This is a genomic window from Alteromonas sp. 5NS40-0096 (assembly GCF_057544385.1).
The window spans coordinates 549,022-570,727 of sequence record NZ_BAAJLQ010000001.1 but is presented as its reverse complement, the minus strand read 5'-3'; the positions used below and the strand labels follow the sequence as shown (position 1 = coordinate 570,727).

General features: G+C 44.4%; 24 protein-coding genes. 9 read left to right on the top strand and 15 right to left on the bottom strand.

Features of this window, described 5'->3' with window-relative positions; genetic code table 11:
• Window position 1 precedes the first annotated feature (1 nt).
• Together AC27G9_RS02600 and AC27G9_RS02595 are read left to right on the top strand one after the other, a co-directional pair.
• Window positions 2-292: a hypothetical protein gene (locus tag AC27G9_RS02600; RefSeq protein ID WP_487070717.1), complete on the top strand. Its 291-nt coding sequence runs from the start codon at window positions 2-4 to the stop codon at window positions 290-292.
• Window positions 293-331: 39 nt separating this feature from the next.
• On the top strand, window positions 332-817 hold the full coding sequence (locus tag AC27G9_RS02595; protein WP_487070715.1) for a DUF2177 family protein: 486 nt from the start codon (window positions 332-334) through the stop codon (window positions 815-817).
• 143 nt (window positions 818-960) lie between these two features.
• Here AC27G9_RS02595 and AC27G9_RS02590 read toward each other — a convergent pair whose 3' ends face one another.
• The gene (locus AC27G9_RS02590) at window positions 961-1,821 is read right to left on the bottom strand and encodes an SDR family oxidoreductase (RefSeq protein WP_487070713.1); all 861 of its coding nucleotides are present in this window, start codon (window positions 1,819-1,821) and stop codon (window positions 961-963) included.
• A gap of 83 nt (window positions 1,822-1,904) precedes the next feature.
• Here AC27G9_RS02590 and AC27G9_RS02585 point away from each other — a divergent pair, with 83 nt between their 5' ends.
• Entirely contained in the window at window positions 1,905-2,819 is a 915-nt protein-coding gene (locus AC27G9_RS02585; protein ID WP_487070711.1) for a LysR family transcriptional regulator, read from the top strand.
• Here AC27G9_RS02585 and AC27G9_RS02580 read toward each other — a convergent pair.
• The 5 genes from AC27G9_RS02580 to AC27G9_RS02560 all read right to left on the bottom strand — a co-directional run bounded on the left by AC27G9_RS02580 (window position 2,816) and on the right by AC27G9_RS02560 (window position 6,145).
• Complete coding sequence (locus AC27G9_RS02580; protein WP_487070709.1) at window positions 2,816-3,301, bottom strand: hypothetical protein; 486 nt, start codon at window positions 3,299-3,301, stop codon at window positions 2,816-2,818. The two genes, AC27G9_RS02585 and AC27G9_RS02580, sit on opposite strands and share 4 nt — an antisense overlap.
• A 121-nt stretch (window positions 3,302-3,422) precedes the next feature.
• Entirely contained in the window at window positions 3,423-3,728 is a 306-nt protein-coding gene (locus AC27G9_RS02575; RefSeq protein ID WP_487070707.1) for an NIPSNAP family protein, read from the bottom strand.
• A 24-nt stretch (window positions 3,729-3,752) separates the two neighbouring features.
• Window positions 3,753-4,355 (bottom strand): TrmH family RNA methyltransferase, encoded by a 603-nt coding sequence (locus tag AC27G9_RS02570; protein ID WP_487070705.1) that lies wholly within the window; start codon window positions 4,353-4,355, stop codon window positions 3,753-3,755.
• 17 nt (window positions 4,356-4,372) lie between these two features.
• Window positions 4,373-5,290 (bottom strand): DMT family transporter, encoded by a 918-nt coding sequence (locus tag AC27G9_RS02565; RefSeq protein ID WP_487070703.1) that lies wholly within the window; start codon window positions 5,288-5,290, stop codon window positions 4,373-4,375.
• Window positions 5,291-5,293: 3 nt separating this feature from the next.
• Window positions 5,294-6,145: a DUF6279 family lipoprotein gene (locus tag AC27G9_RS02560; RefSeq protein ID WP_487070701.1), complete on the bottom strand. Its 852-nt coding sequence runs from the start codon at window positions 6,143-6,145 to the stop codon at window positions 5,294-5,296.
• Window positions 6,146-6,367: 222 nt separating this feature from the next.
• Between AC27G9_RS02560 and AC27G9_RS02555 the strand changes: the two genes are divergently transcribed.
• Window positions 6,368-7,363, top strand: coding sequence for an ATP-dependent 6-phosphofructokinase (locus AC27G9_RS02555; protein WP_487070699.1), 996 nt, complete (start codon window positions 6,368-6,370; stop codon window positions 7,361-7,363).
• A 52-nt stretch (window positions 7,364-7,415) separates the two neighbouring features.
• Here the strand turns inward: AC27G9_RS02555 and AC27G9_RS02550 are convergent, their stop codons facing one another.
• The 3 genes from AC27G9_RS02550 to AC27G9_RS02540 form a co-directional block, all read right to left on the bottom strand.
• A complete protein-coding gene (locus tag AC27G9_RS02550) occupies window positions 7,416-8,243 on the bottom strand; it encodes a LytR/AlgR family response regulator transcription factor (RefSeq protein WP_487070697.1) in 828 nt (275 codons plus the stop codon).
• A gap of 3 nt (window positions 8,244-8,246) precedes the next feature.
• A complete protein-coding gene (locus AC27G9_RS02545; RefSeq protein WP_487072041.1) occupies window positions 8,247-9,317 on the bottom strand; it encodes a sensor histidine kinase in 1,071 nt (356 codons plus the stop codon).
• Window positions 9,318-9,483: 166 nt separating this feature from the next.
• Window positions 9,484-10,164: a flagellar brake domain-containing protein gene (locus AC27G9_RS02540; protein WP_487070695.1), complete on the bottom strand. Its 681-nt coding sequence runs from the start codon at window positions 10,162-10,164 to the stop codon at window positions 9,484-9,486.
• A 121-nt stretch (window positions 10,165-10,285) separates the two neighbouring features.
• Here AC27G9_RS02540 and AC27G9_RS02535 point away from each other — a divergent pair, with 121 nt between their 5' ends.
• Complete coding sequence (locus AC27G9_RS02535; RefSeq protein ID WP_487070693.1) at window positions 10,286-12,064, top strand: M61 family metallopeptidase; 1,779 nt, start codon at window positions 10,286-10,288, stop codon at window positions 12,062-12,064.
• Here the strand turns inward: AC27G9_RS02535 and AC27G9_RS02530 are convergent.
• The 3 genes from AC27G9_RS02530 to yejK all read right to left on the bottom strand — a co-directional run bounded on the left by AC27G9_RS02530 (window position 12,044) and on the right by yejK (window position 14,971).
• A complete protein-coding gene (locus AC27G9_RS02530; protein WP_487070691.1) occupies window positions 12,044-12,883 on the bottom strand; it encodes a M23 family metallopeptidase in 840 nt (279 codons plus the stop codon). The genes AC27G9_RS02535 and AC27G9_RS02530 overlap by 21 nt on opposite strands.
• A gap of 13 nt (window positions 12,884-12,896) precedes the next feature.
• Complete coding sequence (locus tag AC27G9_RS02525) at window positions 12,897-13,772, bottom strand: 6-carboxytetrahydropterin synthase (RefSeq protein WP_487070689.1); 876 nt, start codon at window positions 13,770-13,772, stop codon at window positions 12,897-12,899.
• A gap of 134 nt (window positions 13,773-13,906) precedes the next feature.
• Window positions 13,907-14,971 (bottom strand): nucleoid-associated protein YejK, encoded by a 1,065-nt coding sequence (gene yejK / locus AC27G9_RS02520; protein ID WP_487070687.1) that lies wholly within the window; start codon window positions 14,969-14,971, stop codon window positions 13,907-13,909.
• A gap of 166 nt (window positions 14,972-15,137) precedes the next feature.
• On the opposite strand from yejK, the gene AC27G9_RS02515 reads away from it, so the two are divergent.
• Window positions 15,138-15,353, top strand: coding sequence for a YejL family protein (locus tag AC27G9_RS02515; protein ID WP_487070685.1), 216 nt, complete (start codon window positions 15,138-15,140; stop codon window positions 15,351-15,353).
• An 11-nt stretch (window positions 15,354-15,364) separates the two neighbouring features.
• A complete protein-coding gene (locus AC27G9_RS02510) occupies window positions 15,365-16,879 on the top strand; it encodes a DUF3413 domain-containing protein (protein ID WP_487070683.1) in 1,515 nt (504 codons plus the stop codon).
• Window positions 16,880-16,917: 38 nt separating this feature from the next.
• Here AC27G9_RS02510 and gmhB read toward each other — a convergent pair whose 3' ends face one another.
• The gene (gene gmhB, locus AC27G9_RS02505; RefSeq protein ID WP_487070681.1) at window positions 16,918-17,466 is read right to left on the bottom strand and encodes a D-glycero-beta-D-manno-heptose 1,7-bisphosphate 7-phosphatase; all 549 of its coding nucleotides are present in this window, start codon (window positions 17,464-17,466) and stop codon (window positions 16,918-16,920) included.
• 3 nt (window positions 17,467-17,469) lie between these two features.
• Window positions 17,470-18,291 carry a putative RNA methyltransferase gene (locus AC27G9_RS02500; RefSeq protein WP_487070679.1) on the bottom strand — a complete coding sequence of 274 codons (822 nt, stop codon included), beginning with the start codon at window positions 18,289-18,291 and terminating at the stop codon, window positions 17,470-17,472.
• Window positions 18,292-18,476: 185 nt separating this feature from the next.
• Between AC27G9_RS02500 and AC27G9_RS02495 the strand changes: the two genes are divergently transcribed.
• Window positions 18,477-20,144 (top strand): response regulator, encoded by a 1,668-nt coding sequence (locus AC27G9_RS02495; protein WP_487070677.1) that lies wholly within the window; start codon window positions 18,477-18,479, stop codon window positions 20,142-20,144.
• Here the strand turns inward: AC27G9_RS02495 and AC27G9_RS02490 are convergent.
• On the bottom strand, window positions 20,113-20,982 hold the full coding sequence (locus AC27G9_RS02490) for an NAD(P)-dependent oxidoreductase (RefSeq protein WP_487070675.1): 870 nt from the start codon (window positions 20,980-20,982) through the stop codon (window positions 20,113-20,115). The two genes, AC27G9_RS02495 and AC27G9_RS02490, sit on opposite strands and share 32 nt — an antisense overlap.
• 231 nt (window positions 20,983-21,213) lie before the next feature.
• Between AC27G9_RS02490 and AC27G9_RS02485 the strand changes: the two genes are divergently transcribed.
• Entirely contained in the window at window positions 21,214-21,702 is a 489-nt protein-coding gene (locus AC27G9_RS02485; protein WP_487070673.1) for a glutathione peroxidase, read from the top strand.
• Window positions 21,703-21,706: the final 4 nt, after the last annotated feature.

Genomic DNA, 21,706 nt, shown 5'->3' with positions numbered 1-21,706 from the left:
TATGCGTTACCACTGGATTCCATCTACGGCCTTGATAGCATCGATTGCACTCGCGACTTCCGGATGTGCAACAAGTAACCCTTGCGAAGACATTTTAGAAGTAAAACGACAAGAGCGAGAGTGTGCGACTTGGGCCAAAGCGATGAGAGATAATCAATATCCTCAACGCGCCCTTACTGCGAAAAAACTCTACGAGTCTCAATGTGAAGAACTGCGTTATTACCGAGACGACTACGACACCATATGTAAAGGTGATCAAAAACCACTCGGTCAGCGTGAAGAGCAGAATTAGCAGTCTAAACCGCACTTAGCAGTGTCTCAATGAAAAAACATGAACTTGACTAGGCTCATAGGCCTAGCTGTATTGTCGGATTTACTCATGCTTAAAAACATTATCCGTTTCGCACCTAGTATCGCAGGGGCGCTCGTCTGTATATTTGTGTGCTTTGCACTACTTGACGCCCTGTGGCTGGGTGTTATCGCTTCAAGTTGGTACCAAGACGCTATGGCAAGCATTATTAGAAGCGACATTATTACCTGGCCTTGGTTGGTGTTCTATTTGCTGTACGGTGGCGTGGTTTTCGTTCTAGCAGTCGTCGCCAATCGCGATCAGTCTCTATTGTATGCATGTATCGATGGCGCTTTGCTCGGCCTCGCTAGCTATGGCACCTATAACCTTACCAATTACAGTGTTATTGAAGGCTTTCCCCTGAATATCGCCATGATAGATTGGGCATGGGGCATTGTGATTACCTCTATCAGTGCTGGAGCAGGATGGCTAGGGTTCCAAAAGTTTAGGAATGATACGACCAAATAGCGTTACATTAGGCTTCGTATCCTCACGAAGCCTATTTTGGACGTACTAAATCCTATACCGAAAATAGCGACTCTCAATGGGTCAATTATGCATTGATGACAGTAAAGTGGCTGTTTTTACCAATGACACAAAAGTCTATTCATTTATCGGTTCAAGCGCCTCATATGGTCGATGTGAAATGCCTTGTAAATTTGGTCAGTCATCATCTCGTTCGCCTCATTCAATGGGTTGACAGCGTCACCCATACCTAGCTTATCGATGACTGTTCGCAGTGGGCGCTGTCCGTGAGGAGTGTCAATCAAATCGCATAACCCGATTGCAACATCTAGCGGGTCTTGTTGAGGGTTATTAGCTAATGCAGTAGCAAAGCTATCGGCAAAAAATTGAGGTTGTGGCAATAAGTCCTGGTACTGGTCGCTTAAATCCTGTTCTGCAGACATCGAATTTGCTCCAAATGATGTGGGGTATCCGCCCGGTTCAAGTAAGCAGACATCAATACCAAAACTCGAGAGCTCATAGCGATACGTTTCTGTCATCGCTTCCAGTGCCCACTTAGATGCGTTGTAAGGACCGTGAAAAGGTAAGACGACTCTGCCGAGTAAGCTCGACACGTTGACAACTAGGCCGCCTTGCTGTGAGCGTAAATGGGGTAACACGTGTTTCAATACTCGCTGAACACCAAATAGATTGATATCAAATAGTCTAAAATAGTCATTTGCTGAAAAGGCTTCTTGAAGCCCAAAGACTCCCTGCCCCGCGTTATTAACGACAACGTCAAGTCTATCGACCACTGTATAGCAACGTGCGATCGCTTCTTCTACGCTGTGGGAGCAAGTGACATCCATCTCAATAACACTGACGCCTAAATTTTCGAGTTCAGCTTGTGCTGACGATTGCCTGTTGAGTTGTCGCGTGGTGGCGATGACCTTGTGCCCGCGCTTTACAAGCTCCCTTGTCATCAGTATCCCAAATCCACCTAAACCGCCAGTTAATAATATATTCATGATTTCGCCTTTCTTAGTGTTGATGGACGTCATGCTAACAAGGCGTTAGGATATGAAGGTAATGACATTGATTGCCTATTGCTATGAATACAAATCATAACCTCAGTATTAGTTTGATCCGCTTGTTTGTCGTTTTGTGCGAATCAGGCACGACAACAAACACCGCGCAAGTCCTTCATCTTTCGCAGTCTGCGATTAGCCATAGCTTGAAAAAGTTAAGAGTGGCGTTTAAAGATGATTTATTCGTGCGCCACGGCAACAAAATGGAGATGACCCAACGGGCCGCGAGCTTGTACCCGGCATTAAAACAATGGTTGGTTCAGCTTGACAACATTATTCAACCCTCGGTCTTTGAACCGCATACCACGAAAACAACATTTGCAATCGCTTGCTCGGATTTTTTCGAACAAATGTATGGGCCAATGTTGTTGAACCAAATTCGCCAACTTGCGCCGAATGCGACACTCAAGTTAGTTAAAATCAACGCCAACACGATTACTGAAGGGCTGATACAAGGTCTTTTCGACATAGCCATCGGCATAAGAGAGATTGACGATTCTCGAATCAAACACAGGAAACTTTACCAAGACGGCTTCACGTCTTGTGTCGACGCCAATCATCCCATTTTAGAGACACATAAAACGTTAGATGACTATCTGCACTATCCGCATTTACTGTCTAGTATCAATGATGGCAGGCGTTCAGTCGTAGATAATGCCTTAGACAAAATTGGGCGTACTCGGCGTTTACATGGGATCAATTTCAGTTTCTCAAACGCGCCTTACTTTCTCGCTGGTTCAGATGTCATTTGGACAGGTCCTTCAAGATACCTCGCATTTTGTTGTCTTCACCACCCTATCGTGAGTTTCGACACGCCATTGTCTTTGCAAAGTAATGATGTGAATATGTATTGGCTGCGCCGGAACCACCAAGACCCAGCGCACAAGTGGCTACGTCATTTGGTAGAGGCAGTGACATCCGAACAGATTAAGCTTTAAAACGCCATTCCCAATGCAACTCCATAAACGATAGCGTCATCACCTCCATCGTGATAGTCATAATGTATTTGGGGTGCAAGTGTCCAACCACCCTCAAACTCAAATTCGTACAGCGTACCGAACCGCGCCACAAACAAGTCGTGTTTATCGGTATGTTCTGTACCTGGGCCGACTTGTAGTATCCATTGGTTGGTAATATGAATATCGGCAACGAGTAAATACGTCCATGCTTCTAAATCTCCTCGTGCGTATTCAGCGACAACGCCGAGACCGAGAACGTCATTTACTCGGTACTCATAATCGATACCCAGTGTAAAGCCGCTCCCTTCGTTGTCCAAATCGGTATTACCTACAAGTACAGATAAATGATGCGGATGAGCTTTGTGATCAATGCCACCATGGTGCTCATTATTGGCACTTGCTATTGGGCTAACAGCCCCTAGCGCAATACACGAAAAAACAAGATGACTGGTGCAATTCACTCGTCTACCCCAAAACTTTCGAGTAAAAACATAACCTTGAGTATTGTATAAGACGGAAAAAAAGCAAAAAAAAGCGCCCTATACTCCAGGCGCTTAAATCGTTGTCGACTGTTGCTTGATGCTATTTAAATACAGGTCGTAAAAAACTGCGCTCGTAACTCAATATACAGCGAGTCTTTTTGGCGTAGTCAAACGCAGCCGAGCACGCCGCGTCAGCGAATGATCTTTCTCTGTAGGATTCATACTCCGCTAGGCTTGGAAAAGTGAACAGTGCAAATGCAATGTCACTGGCCCCCTCCGAGGGTAAAAAATAGCCGTGATGTTGCCCGCCAAATTTTTCGACTAATGGGATCCAGAGCTTCGCGTAGTGCTCAAATTCTTCAATTTTATAGGGATCAATTTGATATTTTAAGTAACAGGTGACCATCTCATTTTCTCCTTAAAATGCTTTTTACGTTTTTACTTTAGGGCGGCGAATAGCACGCTTGTACTTTTCCTGAAATGCACGGCGTTGTTTTGTGACTTCGTATAAGACAATGCCTGTTGTCGTACCCAAATTTAAGCTCTCAATCATTCCAAACATCGGGATAGAGGTACAAAACTCACTTTGAGCCAGCGCCTCATTGCTAATACCCCTAGACTCATTGCCAAACCAGATTGCCAAACGCGTTTGGGTAAAATCCGCTGATTCCAGATTACAGTGTTTCTTACCTTTCACATGAGGCGAAGTCACTACCGACACAAAACGCTTTTTGCGTAAATGACTAATACACGCCTCTGTGCTATCAAAACGTTTTACAAAAGTCCAACGTATGGCCGATACCGAGGTTTTAGACAGCGACCTTCGATTGCGCATCGATTCCCAGTCATCAGGCAGCTTCTTTTGACTATCAACTACATAGATTTTATCCACGCCCATGGCATTAGCATTACGGATTGCTGTACCTATGTTCTTGACGTCCATCGGGTTTTCTAACACTACAACTGTGTTTTTGCAGCGGAAAGGTTTTATTTCATCCGCTCTTTTACGCCAAGATGAGGCCTTAACATCCATGATAACCACCTTTCAACTTATGTCTTTGCTTTACCTAGTGCGGTAATAATTGAACCCCCAATCACCAAGGCAGCTCCTGCCCACGCCATGACACCCATTTCAGGTTGAATAAACCAATCAGGGGCAATGTGTTCTGCAACTAACATGGATAGAAATGTAAAGATTGGTGCTAGCGCAATAACCGCACTGACTCTAGAGGCATGCCATATTCTCAAAGCCTCAGTAAAAGCGCCATAAGCAATGATAGTGTTAAGACAACAAAAGCCAAGTGACCACCACTGCACACTGTTGAGTTCAATGATCAACGAAAACTCGCTAAAGGGAACCAGTATCAATGCCCCCAACAGGTATATGAACAGGGTTAACTGCATGGCTGTCATTTTCCGAAGCAGCACTTTTTGACAAAGCGCATAGCCTGCCCAAGCAAGGGCAGACCCAATAATGATAATGATCCCCAAGCTGTCTTCTGTTTCAGAAGCCAAAATCTGTGGCAGTCGTTGATTAAAGAATAACCCTAAACCTATCAGCAAAACGCAGGTACCGATAAACTGAATTCGCGTATAGGGTTCCTTGTAGATAAAGACCCCCCCGAGCATCAACGCCAACGGCGCAAGTTGCATCAACACCTGCACACTTCCGGGGCTTAAGTATTTCAAACCAATCACGTTTGTTACGTAATTTACCACTAGCATTATTGTGGCAGCGCCAACAAGTAACAACGCCGATGTACCAATTTTCCGAAAAGGAGGCATTGCTGATTTGGCCATCAACACACAAAGTACGAACAGGCCAGCGACAATAAACCGATAAACGGTAATCGTCGCGCTGTCCATGACTTGTAAACATATAGCGAGAAACAGCGGTAATACTCCCCATAACACCGCTGTAATCAGTGAGAGTGAAAATCCAAATAATGGCCGAACGGTATTAGACACGCATCACGCTTCCGATAAGTCTTCAAAGTCCTCTATCATATCTTGTATTTGTTTGATTAGCTTGCGTTTTTGCTTGCTAGAAAGCGTGGGCAATACATCACTCATCATAGCAGTATACAAGGCTCTATTGTGGTCCGAATCTGCGATGTATTTTTCGCCTCGAAATTCATCTGTGTGAGTCAATAAATACACTAAGTCTTGTTCGAAGTTGGCATTGCTATCTTTGTTTTCAAATAACGTTTTCGCGGCTTGCTGAATCCTCCGACGATACTCGATGTTTTGCAAACCAGTCGGAACAAACTTTGGTGAGTAGCTATCCACAATTGCCTTTTGCGATTTTGATAGGCGCCCTACTCTCTCTTTTAAATCGTCATACAAACTTTCTTGGCGCTTTTCTAACTTTTCTTTTTCATCCAAATCGGCGTTTTTGAGCAGTTTTTCTTCACTTTTCAGGTTTTCGTCTTCTAACGAGGCAAAAAGCGATTCAACTTGTTCTTCGTCAAGGTTTTTCGCTAGTACAGCCAGTTCTGGAGCAAGTTCATCGATCAAGCGAGTCCAATGTGTTGTCGCACTATCGAGGTGACTGGCCATCGACTCTGCGTTAAGTTCATCTTGTTCAATGTCTTGTTTGAGCGCTTTTAGTTGAGCAACGTATTTGTCCAGTTCCTCGCTTCTATGCCATTGATGCCATTTTGAAAAATAACCATCAAACAAGTCCTCTTGCTCTTTGGTCAATTCAATATAATCGTCTAAATACCAATGTACCAACCAATCTAAGTTGTTGTACGCAAACTTTGATGAACACGCGGATAGCAGTAGTGTCATCGCAACAATTATGAGTAATTTTTTATTCATGCTTCCATTCTTCCCGTTGCATGTGGAATAAAACCTGAAAATTTGCCAATCTAAATATTGGAAAAAAGCCTAAACGACTGAACAGTAGCCCAACCCAGTCTGTACGCGGCCAACAATACACCAACGCACCGTGTCATTGATGCTTATCAAGATTACGTAAGCTATTGAGTTCTAGACTATAAAAAAGTTCTATTAATTTAAATCAGTAAAGGGTTTCAATCTGTGTCAAAAACAATTGCAGTATTAACGTCTGGTGGCGACGCACCTGGAATGAATGCATGTATCAGGGCCATCGTTTTGGCTAATGAGAGCCTTGGCTATACGACGCTTGGCTACTTGCATGGATACAATGGCCTCCTGAACCAAGAATATGTCCGCCTTGGACATAAAGACGTTCACAACCTAAATCAACGAGGTGGCACGATTTTACACAGCGCAAGATGCATTGAATTTAAGTCAACCAGCGCAGCACAAAAAGCGGCAAGGAATTTAGAAATGGCTAACATCGACGCGCTTGTGGTTATCGGCGGAGACGGATCATTCAGAGGTGCAAACCATCTCTCTAATTATTGGGCTGGGCAGATTATCGGGCTCCCTGGCACCATTGACAATGATATATATGGTACTGACGCCACCATTGGTTACTACACAGCGATTGAAACCGCAGTAGAATCGATAGATAAAGTCAGAGACACGGCAGACGCTTTTGAACGTATTTTCGTTGTAGAAGTGATGGGTCGGCACGCTGGTTTTCTGGCGCTCAGTGCGGCAGTTGCCTCGGCCTCTGACTATGTCCTCCTACCCGAGCGTTTTCAATCTATTGAGGTCACATTAAGTGAAATAGGAAACCAGTTATCGCTACAGCGAGATGAACAAGGCCATGTGAGTTTTATCATTGTTGTCGCCGAAAACGTTTGGCCAGGCGGCCTTAATTCATTCGTAAGCGCGTTGGAACAAACAACTAACAGTGAAGTCCGCCCTGTGATACTCGGGCATGTTCAAAGGGGTGGCGCACCAGTGAGTCAAGACAGGCTGCTTGCCACTAAATTAGGCGTAGGTGCAGTGGAGGCTATTCAACAAGGCCAAACAGGCATCATGATTGGTGAAGAAAACAGTGAATCCGTTGAAGTGCCGTTAATTACGACTTGGGAAAAAACAAAACCACTGCCTAAACAATTAATTAAGTCGATGATAGCGACCAAACCAAAGATTCAATAACGGTTACGCGTAACCAAAAACCATCCCATTCGGTTACGCTACACCGTCGAAATTACATTTTCATTGCCGCTTTGACTTTATCTCTATGACTGCGACTCACTTTGAGTTCAGTGTCATTTTGTAATATTAAATGGTATTCGCCGCTGATATGGCTCACCAATTTTTTCACAAATCGAATATTGGCAATGGCGCTTCTGTGCACACGAACAAACCACTGTGGATTGAGTTCTTGCTCAAGTTCTTTCATCGTCTTCCGCATAATGTGCATGCCATCCAATGCATGTACACACATGTAGTCACCAGCCGCATCTATCCACTGGATATCCTGAACCGCGACCCGAGTAACTTCAGAACCATCTTTAATTGCGAGTACATCTGGGTACGGATTGGTTTCTACCGCTTCACCTGCTGCTAGCTTTCTCAGTATTTCCTCGCAATCGTCACCGGTTAACTCAGCAACAAGGCTTACCAATTTACGAGACTGCTCATCTTGGTGTTGGGTCGAAAAGTACTCTCTCACTTTGTCTAGTGCATCCTGTAACCTTTCGTCGTCAGCTGGCTTAAGCAGATAATCCAGTGCGTGCACATCAAAAGCCTTGATAGCGTAACTGTCATAGGCTGTCACGAACACTATCATCGGGATTGGCTGCTTTAGCTCTCTGAGCTTGTGAATCACCTGAAAGCCATTTAATCCCGGCATTTGAATATCGAGAAAGACAAGATCAGGTCGATGCTGGGATATTGCACTGACGGCATCCAAACCGTTTTGACACTCTGCGATAACGTCAACATCCTCGTGGCTCTGTAGTCTTACCATCAAGCCCTTACGAGCTAATGGCTCATCATCAACAACTAGTGTTCTTATTATTTTCTTTTCCATTGCTTACGCGTCCTTTACTTCATAAGGAATTCTGATTCTTACTCGTACACCTGATGGCTGATTATGCTCTATCGTAAACGCGAAATTACGCTGATAAAGTGACTGTAGACGCTCACGAATATTTGCTAAACCAACGCCGTTTTCCCGTTTTAACTGACCTTCTACGATGTCTGCACCTGGCCCATTGTCGGCAACGTCCATTAACAGGTCATTACCAAAGATAGTGGCACTTATCGCAATCTGCCCGCCTTTTTCCATTTTCGATATCGCATGCTTAATAGCATTTTCAATAATGGGCTGTAAAATCATGCTGGGGACAAGGGCAGACTCACATTCACTTTGAATATCCCAATTGACTTCTAGCCTGTCGTCAAACCTGACTTTTTCAATTTCTAAATACAGCCTTAAGGCTTTAATCTCTTGTCCCAGCGGAACGCGCTTAATAGGGTCATTGTCGAGACTATAACGCAAGAAATCGCTCAATCTAGAAACCATCGCTTCTGCCGTTTTGTTCTCTTTCAATAACACCAGTGTCGATATGGCGTTGAGCGTGTTAAACAAAAAATGGGGATTTAGTTGATATCGCAACATCTTCACGTGAGCCTGATGCGCCATCGTGGAGGCTTTCAATGCGTTTTGTTTTTCCTTTTGTAGCATTTGAAAGTTTTTAATACAGAAGTAACCGCCAGCCCAACAGCCGACCATAATTAAACTATCAATTGTGTGGCGGAAGTACATAAACCACATCTCAGGGCGATAACCATGTTTGTATATCTCCCAGTAGTTGACGTTTTTTATCACCGCCCAAGCTGCGGCTACAACATATGAAGCTGTTAGTACTATCACAATCATCTTAGGTAGTGACAGTCCTCTTGCATAACGGAACACATAGCGCAAAGGAAGCGTAAGTAGCCAACCCGCATAAGCATTGAGAACGATGATAAAGACCCAAATGGGCCTCATGTCTTGGAGGAACGAACCTATGTAGTAGATGATTGCAAAGCCTATCCAGCCAACGCTGTGCAGCACCCAAAATAACCGTTCGTTGTTGTCAAATAGTCGTTGCCAGTTTATCACTGTAACCCAAATTCATTTTTACTAATTGTTTCTATTATAAATCTAAACGTGGACTGACCAACACTGTTTGGTCGCACTGTCTGTCATCCTTATCGCACGCTGTGAGAGTGAACCACGAAAAATCACGATGAACGGTTCGCATTATTGACGATAGAGACTTGACCTACTCTACTTGTAAAAAGTAACGTTCCATTAGCTGATCAATCAGTTTATCTTGTTCTTCAAAATGCAAACCGTAATAAACGTAATCAAAATCCCTTTTTATGTTTTTCACGGTTGCAGCAATTTTTAACTCATCGTCTTCGATGGGAATAGTAACCGTGATTTGCTGTTCTTCCGCTAAGCCGTCCATTTCTGGCGCAACTGCGATGGCTAGTCGACAACCTGTATTCGACACGTCGACGATCAAACCGTTGATTTGATGAGACTTGTCTTCATTCGCAATGTCAATTGTACTGACGATCCCAGGCGGCAAGCGCTTTTCTGCACGCAATCCGATCGTTTGAACAACCTTGGGAAAGGTAAGCAATAACATGGGCACAGGATTTGATAACACCCTTATCACCTGTGCTTTAAAGGCAATAACTTGACCAGCATCGCCCTCTAATACGTATCTCACAACGACATCAACACCGTTGTTGAGCAGATCTCTTACCATGCCAAACTTTGCTTCTTGGGGAACTTGAACAATCACACATTGCGACATCATCAAGCCCACATATGTCGTTTTTACGCGTTTGGGTGACGTAGGAGTAGATATCTGTAAATCAACACTGGTTCCTGGCACTAGGGCTTTGAGGCAATCAATGTGTTCACGAGTTAATGAAACATTCGCCTGATTCACTTCTAGACTTCTCTTTTGCTTATTGTTTATCCGTACACTTTAGCGTGCGATAATTATCCATTGCAAGTGCGATGGATTATTCGCTATCTTTGCCCTTCAAATGTTTATCAATGAGTTTTCTATGCCACACCAATCCGCGCTTCGGTATTCAATCGCAGTCACATCGATTGCTGACCACCTTGTTACGGTAAAATGCAACATCCCTAAACACGCCAAACCTTCACTCAGTTTGACATTGCCAGCATGGATCCCGGGCAGCTACATGATTCGTGATTTTGCCAAGAGCATCATCGAATTTTCTGCGACAAGCGAACAAGGCGAACCGGTAAATTGGCGCAAGACAGACAAACAAACATGGGAAGTCAAAACTTCGGGACAAGCAATCGAAGTTTGCTACCTTGTCCATGCCAACGACCTATCAGTGCGCTCTGCTTTTATCAATGATCAATACGCTTTTCTCAATGGCACGAGTGTATTTTTGTGCGATCCATCGCTTAAATCACTCAACTGTGAAGTGGTATTTGAACGTCAATCAATACCAACACAGTGGTCCATACATACTAGCTTGGGTGACGAAGAGCGCGGTTACGTAGCAAAAAATTACGAAGCGCTTATCGACCACCCTATTTTTATCGGCGTCTGCCAAACCGAAAAGTTCATGGTATCGGGCGTTGATTTTACGCTGCTTTTCTCGGGCAATGATCCCATTGATATATCGCGTATTGCTAAAGACCTAGTACCAATATGCGAGCATCATTTGCGCATGTTTAAAGACACGCCACCGATTTCTGAGTATTTGTTTATGACGCTGCTCAGTGATAAAGGCTACGGTGGATTGGAACACCGAAACTCAACGGCATTGCTATTTCCCCGTTTTGACTTACCTCTTTTAAACGAAGGGGCCAACAAAACAGACAGCTACATCGATTTCTTAAGTTTGTGTAGCCATGAGCTATTCCATACCTGGCATGTCAAGCGAATCAAACCCGATGTTATGGTCACTCCAGATCTAAGCAAGGAAACATACACAGACCAACTATGGATTTATGAAGGCTTTACCAGCTATTACGACGAAGTCACCTTGGCACGAGTCGGGTTAATCGACCCCCAACAATATTGCCAACTGCTAAGCAAAACCTTTACCCGAGTACAGCAAAACAAAGGGAGAAAGCGTCAAACCATCAGCGAGTCCAGTTTTGATGCGTGGTCTCGCTTTTACAAACAAGATGCCAGCGCGACAAACGTTATCGTGAGTTACTACGCCAAAGGCGGCATTGTTGCATTGGGCTTAGATTTGTTACTACGAAACGCGTCAGAAGGTACCTACAATCTGGATGATTTAATGCGGTTATTATGGTCGCACTACGGTGCGGATGAATCAGGCACACCATGGAATGTCATTCAAACCCTCTGCTTAGAGCACTTTCAGGTGGACGTGAGTCGCTACCTCAGTGATGTCGTCTATGGTACACAAGATGTTGACTTACAAGCTCTCTTACCCGTTGCAGGCTTAGCGATTGACTACCGCCAACAACAAAGCCTCAATGACAAAGGCGGAGAGCTGAATTCCATCATGCCGCGTAATGGCCTTGGGTTAACCGTTGCCACTCATGTAAAGGGATTGGAGGTAAAGGTAATCCGGGAAGACACTGCAGCAAGCCAAGCTGGGCTAATGGTAGCGGATGTGATTGTCGCCGTTGAGGACTACGAGGTAACGACTAGCCTCTTCGAACGCTTCGTCCATTCCAATCAAAGCAATCCAGTTAAGTTGAGTGTACTGCGAGAAGGCAGACTAATAGTACTCTATCTGCCCGTGCTTGAAGCCGCCGACGATGTTTGTCGCGTGTTCGTCAAGGACGCGGACATTTGTCGACAGTGGTTAGCGAGCTGGAACCAATAGTTCAGCGTCTAAGCGCATGGTTAGCCAGTTTATTCGCCAATCTAAATGCGGGCCTGTCGAACGGCCCGTTGCACCAACTTCACCGATTTTCTGACCCTGTTCGATTCGTTGACCCACCTTAACATCAAGTTTACTCATGTGTAAAAACGCCGAAAACACACCGGCGCCGTGGTCCAAAATAATGGTACCACCGGAATAATAGAGATCATTTTCGGCCATGGTAATTACCCCGCCCGCTGGCGCTATTACCGGCGTACCAACTGGTGCTGCCAAATCTATTCCATAATGAGGTCGACGTGGCTCGCCATTTAACACGCGTTGGCTGCCATAAACTCCGGTAATTGTGCCTTCTGTCGGCCATATAAAATTGCCAAACACATCACTGTAATCACTAACTGGTTTGCGGGCTTCTCTAACTACCGATGAATCACGGCGTATACGCTGAAGCACCTCCTCCGGAGGAGTTACCATTTTTGGAGGCAAGCCATCTATATGCTGAATGTTGTATTGCCTTTTTTGGGGCGTTAACGTTCTTTCATGACGTTTTCCAGTAGTGTCTACCCACACGAGAGTATGCGTGCTCTCGTCATCACGTGAAAAGCCAAACACAAAGCGCCCGTCAGTATCAACATAGAGCGCCTTTTCGTCAAACAAGACACTTGTCCCCTTTGGCACTTGCCCTCTGACTAAACTGCCCTGAACGATTTCTCCCGTTAACTTCAGCTGCGGGGTCGTTTGCGCAGCGGCAAAACGCGCGGTAAACAACAGTGCCAAGATGGCAATTAATAAATGAAACCTGAATTTATATAAAAAAGTCACCCTAAACTGTTCCTTATTTACTGGTGATCATCGCGCCTTTACCGACGCCTTCATATGCGAGAATTCGACTCTGTGTACCCGGCTGTCTGTCTAATTGCACATTGAGAACGTGTTGTGCTAAGCACTCTACGGTCGAATCTGTATTGATAATTTCGGTTACTGACTTGGGAATCGCCATTTCAAAATAGCCTTGTGATGACTCATATGCAAAGGCGTAGTACTTGTCGTTTGCAATGTTCAAAGTCATTTTGAGCTGCTCGACTGGCACCAAGTCTTCTTCCGAGCCGATATAAATATCAGCCCAACGTTCAGCCCAATATTGTTGACTTGCTAAATCGTTCTCGCCATTCGTATAAATGTCAATTTTAGAGCGATGGCCGTGAGCAATCCGTTGACAGTTGCCGTCGTGCTTCTTTAAACCATGAGTGTAATGATAAAACGGTGTCGTTATCACTTCTGTACGAAGCAACAATTCAATGTTATCGACGTTATCAGGTAAGTGCGTTGCCAACACTTCTCGAAGATAATCACGTACCGATGCCATCGTCACTTTATCGGCATAAATAAATGCATATGCTTCAGCGGGACAGTACAGCGCAATGAGTTTATCTTGCGAGAACGTAAATTTCACTTCGACGTGGTCACTGTTTGTCTCGTGTCGCACTGCCGTTGCATCGTGCTCTGCTGGAACGAGGAGCTTGTGATCGACATATTCATCAATCAAGCGTTTGAGGTCTTTTTTAACCTTACCAAAATCCTGGATCATACTTTCGTCGTTTAAATCTCCATCCAAGATAACGTCGACAATCCAGCTTTCTCCTACCATGCCACGCTCAGGACACAAATAAGAGAAATCCATAACTGTTAAATCATTTACAAAAAGTTGCATAAAGTGTGAATAACCACCTATTGACAGTGTTCAATAAAAACACAGCGTTAAAAACGACAGGCACACGTAAAGCGCCAAATGCCAACAGTATACCCTATTTAGCAAGAGACGCCTGATAATTAAGATGAAAAGACTTAATTCATTCCACTATTACGAGTGAGTTGGTCTTTTAAATTGGGGGGAATACCGCGAATAACTAACGTGTCGGTATTCGGGTCATATGAAATTCGGTCACCAAGTAGTTTGCGATCAAAACTTAATGAAACACCACCGCCTTGACCAGTGAACTTTGCCAACTGTTTTAACGCCGCTGGATCAGGTTGAATTTCTTTTTCAAACGGCGTTTCCATATTGGCGGTAAAATGTTCAAAGGTTTGACTGGTCTCATTATTAACCGGTAGCTGTTGTGATAATTCCGTTACGCTGACAGTTTCTCCACTATCGATTTTCTCTTTGAAGTAACTTTTTACCTGTTCGCGATGTTCATTTTTTTCTTGTGGGTCTAAAGACTCAGATGCGAGATAGGCATCTACCGTTGATACCAGCTGCTTGTTTTGTTGTTTGTTATCTACTAGCTCTTCACATCCCACAAATTGCATAAAGAAATCTGAAACCTTGCGCCCCATTCTACCTTTGATAAAACTGATATAACGCTGTAACTCAGGTTGAATCTGCCATTGCGTTAGGTCAATTCGAACAGCTAACTGCATCTTAGCCAAATCAAGGTGCTCTCTAGACGACAACTCGAGTTCTCGATTGACCTCAACATGAGATTTGGTATTAAGAAGGGAAATCATCAAATAATCCGTTGCTAGAAACTCATACATTGAGAAGACGAGAAAGCCTGATTCTACTGTACCTGTGTCAACTAGAGCCTTGATCAGTTGATTAGCTGCACTGACACTCAATTGATGAAATGCGTCTGCTGAAGCCGTTTTATCCTCTTTCCACGTTTCGAGAAATTGCGACAATGATTGTGAAAACGCGGCAGTATTTTCGTCTGCGTTTTCATCGCCTTCTTCCAAGAATCGCCCCACGCCTTTTCCGGGCTTAATATTGAAGTTGTGATTGATCAGATGGGCTAAGTGTTCTATTTCTGCTGTCACCGGCAGACAGTCGGGTCTTGGTAAAACGGTAATTTTGTCATCAGCGTTGACAACTAGCTGATGGACGACAAAGTGATGTATTAGCGCACTCATTAGTAAAATAAAGGCCTTTCGGTTACAAATTCAACACCGTAACCTTCGATAAACGGGTTAAATTGGTGATTTATGAATGAATGATTGTTATCAATCACACAACGATTATAATCATTTTATCTGTAATTCCTTTGTTTATGAAGAACAAACCAAAAGAGGCGTTCAAATGCCCCAAACAAGTCGCTATAGCAATCAAGAATTTGAAGCATTAATGAACAAGATCATCGTCGTACTTGAAGAAAACAATGCCGACCGCGATCTTTCACTCATGATTTTAGGAAACTTGGTGACCAACATTCTCAACAATCAAGTACCTGCACAACAGCGTCAAAAGATGGCTGAACAGTTTTCAAGTGTCCTTCTAAAAAGCGTTCAAGGTTAAGAGCGAAGACCATGATTTTAGCTGAATCTCCCCGCCGCCAACGGGTGACAAAGCTGGTAAATTGGGGGCATTGGTTTGCACTCGCCAATATAGTTATTGCGCTCATTATTGCGTCTATATTTGTGTTTTCGTCGCCCTTTCCATCAACCGTCCTTGGTGGTGGTTATCTGTTTGCTAATTGGTTAGGCCATATCAGCTTCGTCACCTTTTTCGGCTTTGTGATTTTTGTCTTGCCCCTTTGTTATGTTGTGACGTCTTCCCGAGTCGTCAAAGCGGCGGGTTCAATCATTGCCGCCATTGGACTCGCCCTCTTGGCCTTTGATGCACTGCTGTATAACAAAACTGGCTTCCACATCAGTTTCAGTTCTGCCGATTTACTCAAAGCTGAAGCGCAAAACCAAATCGTGCAATTTGGGTGGCAGCAATGGGGCTTTCTGTTTTTACTCTTTGTCGTGTGGCTGGGATTTCAATTAATTTTGGCTAACGCCATTTGGAAAAGAATTGATAGGTTGCTGCACTACAGCCTAGGTATTCCTTTGAGCAGCTTTTTTGTTGTTTGTTTCGTGAGCAGCCACGCCATACATGTGTGGGCTGACGCTCAGTTGTATCAACCGGTTATCAAGCAAGACAATATGTTCCCCTTATCTTATCCAGCCACGGCGAAAACGACGATGTCTCGCTATGGATTGTTGGATATCGATAGCTACCTTGAACGTAAACAATTGCAATTTGATCCCATGTTGCATCAGTTCAATTATCCGTTGGCACCGGTCTATTGTTCTATCGATAATAGCCGAAATCTCTACCTCATTGTGCAAACGGATACGCAACCGCTATCTGACATGTCTATGTTTGACCTGAGACAAACCGATTCGTTTTTCTCAAATGCTACTACGCCTGGTGCTTTGGTTGACTCTACTTTGTTTGGCGTCCCAGAAATTTACATGGAGAGCATTCGCGCCCAAATACCGGTATTGCTAGCACTTCCTCAAGCACAAGGTATGGCGGTCAATCTCATTGCAGAAGACTCAACGTTGTTAGAGCGATATAAGCGTTTTCAATCGCAATCTACAAACTCTGGTTTAACTATCGCTTTTTTGCCGGCAAAGGCCATCGATGACTTTGTTACACCGTCCAAGCTCGCGAGCTCAGACGTAATAATAGCGACAAGAACTAACCCCAGTGAAAGCGCCGTTTCCAAAGGACAATTGTTTACCAATCTCGCCATTAAAACGCCACTAGCCAGTATCGAAGACCTCGCGCCTACAGTAATGGATGCGCTAGGTTGCGCTGCCGACCCAGCTACCTACTCGACCGGCCAAAGCTTACTGTCTCCGTCTAGAAATTGGATTGTCAGCACATCGGGAGAAAAGGTCGTTGTGGTACACGAAGGTCAGCAGATAGAAGTACTGAGTAATGGTAGCTACGAGATTCTAAATATAGATACCAGCAACCGCAGTGACGAAGCTTTAAATGTGGACTTACTCAGCAGAGCGATTAAACATCTGACTCGCTTCTCAAGCTAACGAAAAGCCGCCTTACTGTTAGGCGGCCTCATTCCTTGTTACTTGATCTCAATCTCACGCACAGTAGAAACATGGGTAAGACCAGGCGCTATAAGGGCGTAGTCATCGTATGATGAAGGTTCAGAGTTTGAGACATATACGTACTTTTTCACACCGCAAGCAAAAGCGGCTTGGATATCTCTCCAGCTGTCACCAATCATGACTGATGCCGCTAAATCCAAATTCAGATCACGCTGGGCATCTAACAACATCCCGGGGTTAGGTTTGCGACAGTGACATTCTTGTCGATAGGCCTGAATTGCCGCTTGGGGATGGTGAGGACAAAAATATATGGGAAGTCGCTCAAGACCTGCATTTTGAAACTGTGATGTCATCCATTCACTCAACACCCAAAAGTCATCCTCGGTGTAATAGCCTCGACCAATTCCTGATTGATTGGTCACCACAACGGGGACATAGCCCGCCCTTGAATAAGACAAAACCAGTTCGAAAATACCGTCCATAAACTCAAAATCTTCTATTTTGTGAACGTAGCCTTTATCCACATTGATAATGCCATCCCTGTCTAGAAATAATGCTTTGAACATAGTTTAAGCCTTATTTTCCCACACGCGGATGGCAAACTGGGCACTCACAGATTCAAGAGACTGAATAAGCGAATCACACCGATGCGAGTTTAACTTCCAATAGTAAGGCGTCATTTGAAGCAACGAGGTGCGTTGTTGTGTAGTGGACAGTTTGACATCAAAGCCTAAACGTTCATCTTTAATTAATTCGAAATTTGCACGTGTCTCGAGCGTTTCATCGTGCTGTTCCGGTGAAGCGTAAATCTGCGTTTTCAGTTCCCACAGGTGTTTAGCCGCAGGGTCCACCGTCACTAGCAAGCCACCTTTTTTCAACACTCGCGAATATTCATTGCTACTACCCGGCGCGAAAACTTGAATAACGACATCCAGAGAATTATCGGGGACGGGTAAATTCACACTGGTTGCTACAGCAAAGTGTTGTTGCTTGTATACTTTAGAGGCCAGCTCTACAGCGATTTTCGATATATCACTGCCTGCACCGGTCACTTGAACACCCTGAGTTTGAAGCTGTTTACATATACTCGCTAAATAACTCCCCTCTCCGCAACCGGCGTCGTAAATATGAACATGGTCTTGCGCTGCAAAGTGACATTTGATTTCATCAGCTAACCAGTTCATTAATGGCTGGTAGCCACCTTGTTGATGAAAGTGCTGGCGAGCTCGTACCATCGTTTTGTCATCACCCGGCTGCTTCGACTTTTTTTGTTGTACGGGTAAAAGATTGACATAGCCGCTCTTGGCACAATCAAAGGTATGATTGTTTTCACAACGCCAAGACTTATTCGCTAACGCCAAGGGTTTGGCACATATTGGGCATTGCCACATATTAATTTTTCACTACTTTCAAAGACTAAGGTAAATCATATCAAACACAGGCGATCGGCGCACCTCAAGGTAAAGAATTCACAATTAATACGGTTGTTTTAAATTTGATTCCCAAGCTCCCAGACGTGACTATTTCGAACTGATATGGTTATATAAGTCCACTTTTACTCGATAGGTCAACTCCATTGCAGTACCGCCTTGCAGTCGTTGAAGATAATGCTACCGCGCGCGCCAATTTACGCAGTCATTTACTGTCGGTGGGCTTGTTTGATGTGTTCAGCTTCAGCAATGGCAATGAGTTGAAGTCGGCACTCAAAAAACAAAACTTTGATATCGTGGTTTTTGATTATCATCTGGGCCAACGTAAAAATGGCGTTGAATGGGTCAGACATCTAAGGGAAGCAGAATTTATTCGGCCTAGTACCGGTGTCGTTTTTATTACTGCGGATCATGCTGCCCATACTATTGGCCACATCATAGATATTCACCCTGATGTGTTATTGCTGAAACCTTACACGATCGCAACGTTAACCCGAGCCATGACCCAATATGTCAACTTCAGAAGAGAAGTTCACAATGTGCTGTCAGACTTAGACAATGGCAATGTTCAACGGGCGATTCGCGAGATCGAAAAAGTCAAACTGAACAATCCAAATAAGAAGCTGCTATCTGAAGTCAACAAGCTTCACGCAAGAGTACTCATGCAGGCGGGTTTTTATGCACAAGCTCGACGTATCTACGATCAAGTACTCGCCGCTTCAGACCGAGTGCTATGGGCACAATGGGGCAAAATTAAATGCCAGTACCTCGAAGGTCAATTTTCTCATTGTAAGAATAATTTATCTCAACTCGTCAGCGGCAATTTATCTCGTGATAAAGCATTTGAATGGCTGGCCAGTTTGTCGTTTCTTGAGCAATCCTATACTCAGGCTGAGTTTTACCTCAATCACATCAATGATAGTGAGTTGAGCGTGCCAGCCACCAAGCTTAAATCAATGACCTACAAGAAACAAAACCGAGTGCTCGAAGGTATCGAGCTCCTGCAGAAAAAGCGGGAGTTTAATCGCTCAACCAGAGAGCGGTTCGATGAATTTACTTATGAGTTAGCAGAGTTTTATTTGAGCATTGCTGAACAGAGCCCGGTGAATCAAAGGGAAGAAAGTCTCAGTCAAGCTAGGAAACTAATTGGTATAGCGGGTCGTGGCACTGCAGACACGTTAGGCGCGCAAAAACACGATTTTCTCATGGCATATGCCGCCGTGTTGGACAATGATTTTAAACGCGCAAGAGAACTGGTTTCACAAGAAAATATGGAACAGCTTTCACGTGCCGATGCCAGTACTTTGATTTGCGCTGCAAAAGTATGGAAAAGCTTGGGCGAGGCCGAAAAAGCCGCAGACTATATGGATTTTGTGCGAGAGAAACTTTCAGATTTTACGGCGATTAGTGACCAAGTCAGCAATGTTCAGCACATGAAAGAAAGCGAACGTCAAATGGGTTTGGCTGATGACAGAGCACTTGCCCTGAATGATACGGGCACAAAACTCTTCGTTGCTAAAGATTATAACAAGGCCATGGCGTACTTCTTTGACGCGTATGACCTCATGCCTAACACGGCGGCGTTTGCGTTAAATTTACTCAACTGTTTAGTTGACGCTAAACGCCATTCATTTCGCACTATGACGGTAAAAACGTTATTAGAGCACCTAACGTCGACACCACTTGAAGGCAATAACCTTGATAGGTTTAACCGTTTGCGACAGCAAATAGAAGCAGCGGCCGCATACTTTTTGCCACCGCCACAGACCAACGAAGCAAACATTATTCCCGATGCAAGCGTGTCAGCAAGCTAGATGTATCCCACCTACCGCCGCCAGACTTTTGTACGTCTGCGTAATACTGGTCGACTAACGCCGTCAGCGCCAGAGTAGAACCATTGCGGCGAGCTTCGTCCAAAGCAATGTTTAAGTCTTTACGCATCCAATCAACCGCAAAGCCAAACTCATATTGATTTTCCATCATCGTTGAAGCGCGATTTTCCATTTGCCACGACTGTGCGGCACCTTTGCTGATTACATCGATTACGGCGTTACAATCTAGCCCCGCTTGTTGACCAAAATGCAAGGCTTCGGCTAGGCCTTGTACAATACCTGCGATACAAATCTGGTTCATCATTTTGGCCAATTGGCCACTACCGGCGTCGCCTAACAATTGACTGTGACGTGCGAACGCGTCCATTACGGGCTGCACAACGTCGAAATCAGCTTGGTCACCACCGCACATGACGGTAAGTTGTCCGTTTTCCGCTCCGGCTTGGCCGCCTGATACGGGGGCATCAATAAACCCAATACCTTTGTCTTTACAAGCAAGGTGAAGTTCTCTAGCGATACTGGCTGACGCGGTAGTATGGTCAACCAGCACTGAACCTTCTTTCATTTCTGACAGTACACCTTCATCGCCAAGTACGACTTGACGGAGGTCATCATCATTACCAACACATAAAAAAACAACGTCTGCCCCTTTGGCTGCGGTAGCTGGTGTTTCAGCAAGCGAACCGCTATAGGTGTTAAGCCACTCCTGAGCTTTACGGGTTGTGCGATTGTAAACCGTTACCTCATACCCATGATTTGCTAAATGACCCGCCATCGGGTAACCCATTACCCCTAGACCTAAAAAACTGACTTTCTTCATAGCTGATTATCACTCCACTATTTTGTTGGGGCTATACTAGCAGTCAATGCTTTGAATGTTGAACCAAAAATCTAATTTTGCGTGTTTACGTAAGTTAAACTGTTCGTACTACCAAATTGTAGAGATAATCTTTTTACGTCATAGACTTGTATTGGTTTATTCGAAAAACCTCGGTATGCTAGAACCTGATGCAAACACCATTTTTAAGATTACAAAACAACGGGAGTTATTATGTCTGGTTCTGTTCACGATTTTACCGCTACATTAAACAACGGTGACGCACTGGAGCTCGCCGGACTCAAAGGAAAAGTGGTACTCATCGTCAACACTGCGAGCCGATGCGGATTCACTCCCCAATATCAAGGTTTGGAATCTTTGTATAAAAAGTACAGAGAAAAGGGGTTAGAAATTCTCGCCTTTCCCTGTGACCAATTTGGCCATCAAGAACCGGGCGACGATAACGAAATACAGCAGTTTTGTGATATGAACTATTCCATACAATTCCCGTTGTTCAAAAAGATTGAGGTAAATGGTGATAACGCTCATCCACTCTACAACCACTTAAAAACAGCTGCACCCGGCTTTTTAGGAAGCAAGGGGATCAAGTGGAACTTCACTAAATTCCTCGTCAACAAAGAGGGACAAGTGGTAAGACGCTTTGCGCCTACCACCAAACCTGAAGATATCGAATCAAGTATTGTTTCACTACTAGACGCATAGACGT

Coding starts and splice junctions, on each gene's coding strand:
- AC27G9_RS02600 (WP_487070717.1), top strand. CDS start 2: ATGCGTTACCACTGGATTCCATCTACGGCCTTGATAGCATCGATTGCA.
- AC27G9_RS02595 (WP_487070715.1), top strand. CDS start 332: ATGAACTTGACTAGGCTCATAGGCCTAGCTGTATTGTCGGATTTACTC.
- AC27G9_RS02590 (WP_487070713.1), bottom strand. CDS start 1,821: ATGAATATATTATTAACTGGCGGTTTAGGTGGATTTGGGATACTGATG.
- AC27G9_RS02585 (WP_487070711.1), top strand. CDS start 1,905: ATGAATACAAATCATAACCTCAGTATTAGTTTGATCCGCTTGTTTGTC.
- AC27G9_RS02575 (WP_487070707.1), bottom strand. CDS start 3,728: ATGGTCACCTGTTACTTAAAATATCAAATTGATCCCTATAAAATTGAA.
- AC27G9_RS02570 (WP_487070705.1), bottom strand. CDS start 4,355: ATGGATGTTAAGGCCTCATCTTGGCGTAAAAGAGCGGATGAAATAAAA.
- AC27G9_RS02560 (WP_487070701.1), bottom strand. CDS start 6,145: ATGAATAAAAAATTACTCATAATTGTTGCGATGACACTACTGCTATCC.
- AC27G9_RS02550 (WP_487070697.1), bottom strand. CDS start 8,243: ATGGAAAAGAAAATAATAAGAACACTAGTTGTTGATGATGAGCCATTA.
- AC27G9_RS02535 (WP_487070693.1), top strand. CDS start 10,286: ATGCCACACCAATCCGCGCTTCGGTATTCAATCGCAGTCACATCGATT.
- AC27G9_RS02525 (WP_487070689.1), bottom strand. CDS start 13,772: ATGCAACTTTTTGTAAATGATTTAACAGTTATGGATTTCTCTTATTTG.
- yejK (WP_487070687.1), bottom strand. CDS start 14,971: ATGAGTGCGCTAATACATCACTTTGTCGTCCATCAGCTAGTTGTCAAC.
- AC27G9_RS02515 (WP_487070685.1), top strand. CDS start 15,138: ATGCCCCAAACAAGTCGCTATAGCAATCAAGAATTTGAAGCATTAATG.
- AC27G9_RS02510 (WP_487070683.1), top strand. CDS start 15,365: ATGATTTTAGCTGAATCTCCCCGCCGCCAACGGGTGACAAAGCTGGTA.
- gmhB (WP_487070681.1), bottom strand. CDS start 17,466: ATGTTCAAAGCATTATTTCTAGACAGGGATGGCATTATCAATGTGGAT.
- AC27G9_RS02500 (WP_487070679.1), bottom strand. CDS start 18,291: ATGTGGCAATGCCCAATATGTGCCAAACCCTTGGCGTTAGCGAATAAG.
- AC27G9_RS02490 (WP_487070675.1), bottom strand. CDS start 20,982: ATGAAGAAAGTCAGTTTTTTAGGTCTAGGGGTAATGGGTTACCCGATG.
- AC27G9_RS02485 (WP_487070673.1), top strand. CDS start 21,214: ATGTCTGGTTCTGTTCACGATTTTACCGCTACATTAAACAACGGTGAC.